Source organism: Stenotrophomonas sp. (assembly GCF_031995405.1).
Classification (GTDB): Bacteria; Pseudomonadota; Gammaproteobacteria; order Xanthomonadales; family Xanthomonadaceae; genus Stenotrophomonas.
The window spans coordinates 1-5,926 of sequence record NZ_DAMAGC010000179.1 but is presented as its reverse complement, the minus strand read 5'-3'; the positions used below and the strand labels follow the sequence as shown (position 1 = coordinate 5,926).

6 protein-coding genes are annotated in these 5,926 nt (G+C 68.3%); all 6 read left to right on the top strand.

The features are described from left to right. Window positions 1–329 precede the first annotated feature (329 nt). Genes fliE through fliJ form a run of 6 tightly spaced genes read left to right on the top strand, consistent with a single transcriptional unit; the run spans window position 330 to window position 5,830 of the window. Window positions 330–692 carry a flagellar hook-basal body complex protein FliE gene (gene fliE / locus RTO53_RS19190; RefSeq protein ID WP_259202549.1) on the top strand — a complete coding sequence of 121 codons (363 nt, stop codon included), beginning with the start codon at window positions 330–332 and terminating at the stop codon, window positions 690–692. Window positions 693–704: 12 nt separating this feature from the next. Continuing rightward, window positions 705–2,348, top strand: a complete 1,644-nt coding sequence (gene fliF / locus RTO53_RS19185) for a flagellar basal-body MS-ring/collar protein FliF (RefSeq protein ID WP_312239272.1) — start codon at window positions 705–707, stop codon at window positions 2,346–2,348. 16 nt (window positions 2,349–2,364) lie between these two features. Then, window positions 2,365–3,351 (top strand): flagellar motor switch protein FliG, encoded by a 987-nt coding sequence (gene fliG, locus RTO53_RS19180; protein ID WP_312239273.1) that lies wholly within the window; start codon window positions 2,365–2,367, stop codon window positions 3,349–3,351. Further along, on the top strand, window positions 3,348–3,983 hold the full coding sequence (locus RTO53_RS19175) for a FliH/SctL family protein (RefSeq protein WP_312239271.1): 636 nt from the start codon (window positions 3,348–3,350) through the stop codon (window positions 3,981–3,983). Before fliG ends, RTO53_RS19175 begins: the two co-directional genes overlap by 4 nt. Further along, on the top strand, window positions 3,980–5,362 hold the full coding sequence (locus tag RTO53_RS19170; RefSeq protein ID WP_312239270.1) for a FliI/YscN family ATPase: 1,383 nt from the start codon (window positions 3,980–3,982) through the stop codon (window positions 5,360–5,362). Before RTO53_RS19175 ends, RTO53_RS19170 begins: the two co-directional genes overlap by 4 nt. Window positions 5,363–5,365: 3 nt before the next feature. After that, window positions 5,366–5,830 carry a flagellar export protein FliJ gene (gene fliJ / locus RTO53_RS19165; protein ID WP_312239269.1) on the top strand — a complete coding sequence of 155 codons (465 nt, stop codon included), beginning with the start codon at window positions 5,366–5,368 and terminating at the stop codon, window positions 5,828–5,830. The last annotated feature ends 96 nt before the right edge of the window (window positions 5,831–5,926 follow it).

Genomic DNA, 5,926 nt, shown 5'->3' with positions numbered 1-5,926 from the left:
TCAAGGAGGAGGCCGCTTGCGGCCGGGGGACATTTGCACCAGGGGCCTACCGGCCGCTACGGGGCCCCAACGCTCGCGGCCCGCCCCGAACGGAGAAATAAACGAACCCCCGCAACACCCCGCCAGCCATTCGGCGCCGCCAGTTTTCCGACGCCAGCAAGCTGACCAGACACCGCGTCAGGTTGCCGCAGCACCCGCGCGCCACGCCGCAACCCGCCGCACCCACCGCATCGCCCGCCACACCAACAAAACTGAACCGTGCAGCCGTTTCGGCACGCCACTTGCAACGTATTCACTCGAAACCCCATCCCAGCTTCGGAACGTTCCAGATGTCGCACTCCGTCACCTCCGTCCTTTCCCAGATCCGCACCCTCCAGACCCAGATGGGGCAGTCCGCCGTCAGTCCGCTGACGGAGGCCCCGAAAAGCAATGCCATCCAGGGCCTGGTGTCGCCGCAGGAAGTCCAGGGCCCGAGCTTCACCGAAACCCTGCGTGGCGCCATCGCCGGCGTCAACGAAGCGCAACAGAAATCCGGCGCCCTCGCCAAGGCCTTCGAACTGGGTGAACCCGGTGCGGACCTGGCCAAGGTCATGGTCGCCTCGCAGCAGTCCCAGATCGCCTTCCGCGCCACCGTGGAAGTCCGTAACCGTCTCGTCCAGGCTTACCAGGACGTGATGAACATGCCGCTGTAAGGATAGAAACGCATGGCCCTGTCGCTCTCCAAGGAATCCCTGAACGCCGAAAAGGCGGGCCAGTGGTTCGACCGGCTGCAAAGCCTGCAGATCACCCGTCGGCTCGGACTGATGGCGATGATCGCCGTGGCCGTGGCGGCAGGCCTGTTCGTGTTCTTCTGGTCACAGAAACCGGGCATGGTGCCGCTCTATACCGGCCTGGACCAGAAGGCCACCGCCGAGGCCACCGACCTGCTGCGCACCGCGCAGATCCCGTTCGAACTGGATCCGGCCACCGGTGGTATCACCGTGCCGGAAAAGAACCTGCACGATGCGCGCCTCAAGCTGGCCGGTTCCGGCCTGACCGACAGCGGCCGGCTCGGCTTCGAACTGATGGAGCGCGATCCCGGCTTCGGCGTCAGCCAGTTCATGGAAAACGCGCGGTACCAGCATTCGCTGGAAACCGAACTGTCGCGCACCATCAACACCCTGCGCCCGGTGCGTGATTCGCGCGTGCACCTGGCCATTCCCAAGCCCAGTGCCTTTACCCGCCAGCGTGATGTGGCCAGCGCCTCGGTGGTGCTGGAACTGCGCGGCGGCCAGCAGCTCGAACGCGGCCAGATCGATGCGATCGTGCATATGGTGGCGGCCAGCATCCCCGACCTCACCCCCGAACGCGTGACCGTGGTGGACCAGAGCGGGCGCATGCTCAGCGTGTCCGACCCGAACAGCGAAGCGGCGTTGAATGCCGCGCAGTTCGACCAGGTGCGCCGCCAGGAAACCTCGTTCAACCAGCGCATCCGTGAACTGCTCGAACCGATGACCGGCCCTGGCCGGGTCAATCCGGAAGTCAGCGTGGACATGGACTTCTCGGTGATCGAAGAAGCCCGTGAGCTTTACAACGGCGAGCCGCAGAAGCTGCGCAGCGAGCAGATGAGCGAGAACAGCAGCAGCACCCCCGGCCCGCAGGGCGTGCCCGGTGCGGCCAGCAATACCCCGCCCGGCCCCGCCGCCGCGCCGACCACCGCGGCCGCACCGACCGAGACCTCCAAGAACGCCACCCGCAACTACGAACTCGACCGCACCCTGCAGCACACCCGCCAGCCGGCCGGCCGCATCAAGCGTGTCTCGGTGGCCGTGCTGGTGGACAACGTGCCGCGCGCCGGTGCCAACGGCAAGATGGCCGACCAGGCCCTGTCGGCGGCCGAACTTACCCGCGTGGAAGCGCTGGTGAAGCAGGCGGTCGGCTTCGATGCCGAACGTGGCGACACCGTGTCGGTGATGAACGCTCCGTTCGTGCGCGAAGTGACCCCGGTCGAAGGCCCGAAGTGGTGGGAACTGCCGCAGGTGCAGGATGGCCTGAGGCTGCTGCTCGGCGCGATCGTGGTGCTGGCGCTGGTGTTCGGTGTGCTGCGCCCGGCGCTGCGCTCGATCACCGGCCAGTCCAGGAAGGCCGACGACGAGACCCTGGAACCGCATAGCGCCGACGTGCAGCTGGTCGATGACGGCGAGGGCTTGCCCGCGCTGGGCAGCGAACGCCTGAGCGCGGCCGGACATGAAACCCTGGCGTTGCCGGTGGACTCCTACGAGGAACGACTGCGCATGGCGCGTGAAGCCGTAAAGACCGATTCCAAGCGCGTGGCCCAGGTGGTCAAGGGCTGGGTGGCCAATGACTGACGCCGCCACCGCGCCGCTGACCGGCGTTCAGCGCGCCGCCGTCCTGCTGCTGTCCCTGGGTGAACTGGATGCCGCCGAAGTGCTGCGCCACATGGAACCCAAGGAAGTGCAGAAGATCGGCATCGCCATGGCCACCATGACCGACATCACCCGTGCCCAGGTCGAAGGCGTGATGGACCAGTTCAGCAGTGAACTGGGCTCCAAGACCTCGCTGGGCGTGGGCTCGGACGACTACATCCGCAACATGCTGATCCAGGCCCTGGGCAGCGAGAAGGCCGGCAACCTGATCGACCGCATCCTGCTCGGGCGCAATACCACCGGCCTGGACGCGCTGAAGTGGATGGACCCGCGTGCGGTGGCCGACCTGGTCCGCAACGAGCATCCGCAGATCATCGCCATCGTCATGGCCCACCTGGAAACCGACCAGGCCGCCGATGCGCTCAAGCTGCTGCCCGAGCGCACCCGCGTGGACGTGCTGCTGCGCATCGCCACGCTGGACGGCATCCCGCCGAACGCGTTGAATGAGTTGAACGAAATCATGGAGCGCCAGTTCGCCGGCAACCAGAACCTGAAGTCGTCCAACATCGGCGGCGTGCAGTGCGCGGCCAACATCCTGAACTTCATGGACAGCGGCCAGGACCAGGCGATCCTGGGCGAGATCGCACGCATCGATGCCCCGCTCAGCGGACGCATCCAGGACCTGATGTTCGTGTTCGACGACCTGGTCGACCTGGACGATCGCGAACTGCAGTTGGTGCTGCGCGAAGTCAGCGGCGAGCGCCTGGGCCTGGCCCTGCGTGGCGCGGACATCAAGGTGCGCGACAAGATCACCCGCAACATGTCCCAGCGTGCCGCCGAAATCCTGCTCGAAGACATGGAGGCACGCGGCCCGGTGCGCCTGTCGGATGTGGAAGTGGCGCAGCGCGAGATCCTGGCCATCGTCAAGCGCATGGCCGATGAAGGCACGGTCACCATCGGCGGCAACGCGGAGGCGATGCTGTGAACAACGCCGTGCGCTGGCTTGCCCCGGACCTGCTGGCGGTGCCCGAACCGCCGCAGGTCGAGCAGTTCGAACTCACCGAGCCCGATCCGGAGCACGAACCCGAACCGTTGCTGCAGCTGCCGACCCTGGAAGAAATCCAGGCGATCCAGGACAGCGCCGAGAAAGACGGCTTCGAGCAGGGCCATGCCGATGGCCTGGCCCAGGGCCAGGCCGAAGTGCGCCGCCTGATCGCGCAGATCGAAGGCATCCTGGACAACTTCAGCCGGCCGCTGGTGCGGTTGGAGAACGAAGTGGTGGCCGCGCTTGGCGAGCTGGCCGTGCGCATCGCCGGCACCCTGGTCGGCCGCGCCTACGAGGCCGATCCGGCCCTGCTGGCGCAGCTGGTCAATGAAGCGGTGGATGCGGTGGGCGGTGCCAACCGCGAGGTCGAGGTGCGCCTGCACCCGGACGACATCGCCGCACTCGCCCCGCTGCTGCAGCTGTCGCCGACCCAACGCCTGACCGCCGACCTCAGCCTCAGCCGTGGCGACCTGCGCGTGCATGCCGAGGCCGTGCGTCTCGATGGCACCCTCGAAGCGCGCCTGCGTGGCGCGCTCGATGCGGTGCTGCGCAAATCCGGAGCCAGCACATGAACACCGAACCCCTGCCCGCCCCCGCCGCCGAGTGGGCCGCCGCGCGCAACCTTCGCCTGGCCGCGCGCCTGGACAGCATCAAGCCCGATGGCAACCACGGCCGCGGCCTGATCCGCGAAGGCGTGCTGCGCCGCGCGGTCGGCCTGACGCTGGAAGCGGTCGGTTGCGAATCGCCGCTGGGCGCCAGCTGCAAGGTCGAAGTGGCCGATGGCGGCTGGGTCGATGCCGAAGTGGTCGGCTTTGCCGGCGAACGCACCTACCTGATGCCCAGCGCCGAACTGCATGGCCTGCTACCCAACGCCCGCGTGGTGCCGGCACTGGGCCGTGGCGGCGTCGAAGTCGGTGAAGGCCTGCTGGGCCGGGTCATCGACAGCGACGGCGTGCCGCTGGATGGCAAGGGCCCGATCCGCGCCGAAGGCACGGTCGGCATGGCCGGCGTGTCGATCAACCCGCTTGCGCGCGAGCCGATCACCCAGCCGCTGGATGTGGGCGTGCGCGCGATCAACGCGCTGCTGCCGATCGGGCGCGGCCAGCGCGTGGGCCTGTTCGCCGGCTCCGGCGTGGGTAAATCGACGCTGCTGGGCATGATGACCCGCTATACCGCTGCCGACGTGATCGTGGTCGGGCTGATCGGCGAACGTGGCCGCGAAGTCCGCGACTTCGTCGAAAGCACGCTTGGCGAGGAAGGCCTGCGCCGCGCGGTGGTGGTGGCCAGCCCGGCCGATCGCCCACCGCTGGCGCGCCTGCATGGCGCCTACCGCGCCACGGCCATTGCCGAGTGGTTCCGCGACCAGGGCCTGAACGTGCTGCTGCTGATGGATTCGCTGACCCGCTTCGCCCAGGCCCAGCGTGAGATCGGCCTGTCGGTCGGCGAGCCGCCGACCACCCGCGGCTACCCGCCGTCGGTGTTCGCCAAGCTGCCGGCCCTGGTTGAACGCGCCGGCAACGGCGCCAAAGGCCGCGGCTCGATCACCGCCTTCTACACCGTGCTGACCGAAGGCGACGATCCGCAGGATCCGATCGCCGATGCGGCGCGCGCCATCCTCGACGGCCACATCCTGCTCTCGCGCCGGGTTGCCGACAGCGGCCTGTATCCGGCCATCGACGTGGAATCCTCGGTCAGCCGCGTGGTCACCGAAATCGCCGACGAACCGTGGCGCCTGCGCATCCGCAAGCTGAAGCGGTTGGTATCGGCCTACTCGTCCAACCGCGACCTGATCGCGATCGGCGCCTACCAGCGCGGCAATGACCCGGCCACCGACGAAGCGTTGGAGCGCTGGTCGGACATCGTCGAATTCCTCAGCCAGGACGTCGCCAAGGCCGCCGACCTGCCGCACAGCCAGGCCGCGCTCAAGCGCCTGGTGGAACCAGAGGCATAACCCATGATCCAGTCCAAGCGCATCGATCCCCTGCTCAAGCGGGCCCAGGACCACGAAGACGAAGTGGCACGCGACCTGGCCGAGCGCCAGCGCACGCTGGACACCCATCTGTCGCGGCTGGACGAGCTGCGCCGGTACGCCGAGGAATACGCCAACGCGCAGATGGCCGCGACCAGCCCGGCACAGCTGCTCAACCGGCGGGCGTTCCTGGACCGCCTGGACAGCGCAGTGGCCCAACAGAGCCAGACCGTGGACAGCAACCGCGAGAAGGTGGAAGCCGAGCGCGCCCGCCTGATCCTGGCCAGCCGCGACAAGGCCGTGCTGGAACAACTGGCGGCCAGCTACCGCGCGCAGGAAAAGGTGGTCACCGACCGCCGCGACCAGCGCGACATGGACGACATCGGCGCACGCCGGAGCCGCCAGGCCCAGCGCGAAGATACCGACACCGAGACCGGAGGCACGCCGTGATGCCCGCCGCACTGCTTGGCAGCGGCGCTGCCACCGGCACCGCCACGACCGCCGGCAACAGCCCGCGCAACGACAGCCCCGGCGGTCGTGGCGGTG

What these genes read in the sequence shown, in the direction of transcription:
- fliE (WP_259202549.1), top strand. Translation starts at nt 330, where the DNA reads ATGTCGCACTCCGTCACCTCCGTCCTTTCCCAGATCCGCACCCTCCAG.
- fliF (WP_312239272.1), top strand. Translation starts at nt 705, where the DNA reads ATGGCCCTGTCGCTCTCCAAGGAATCCCTGAACGCCGAAAAGGCGGGC.
- RTO53_RS19170 (WP_312239270.1), top strand. Translation starts at nt 3,980, where the DNA reads ATGAACACCGAACCCCTGCCCGCCCCCGCCGCCGAGTGGGCCGCCGCG.
- fliJ (WP_312239269.1), top strand. Translation starts at nt 5,366, where the DNA reads ATGATCCAGTCCAAGCGCATCGATCCCCTGCTCAAGCGGGCCCAGGAC.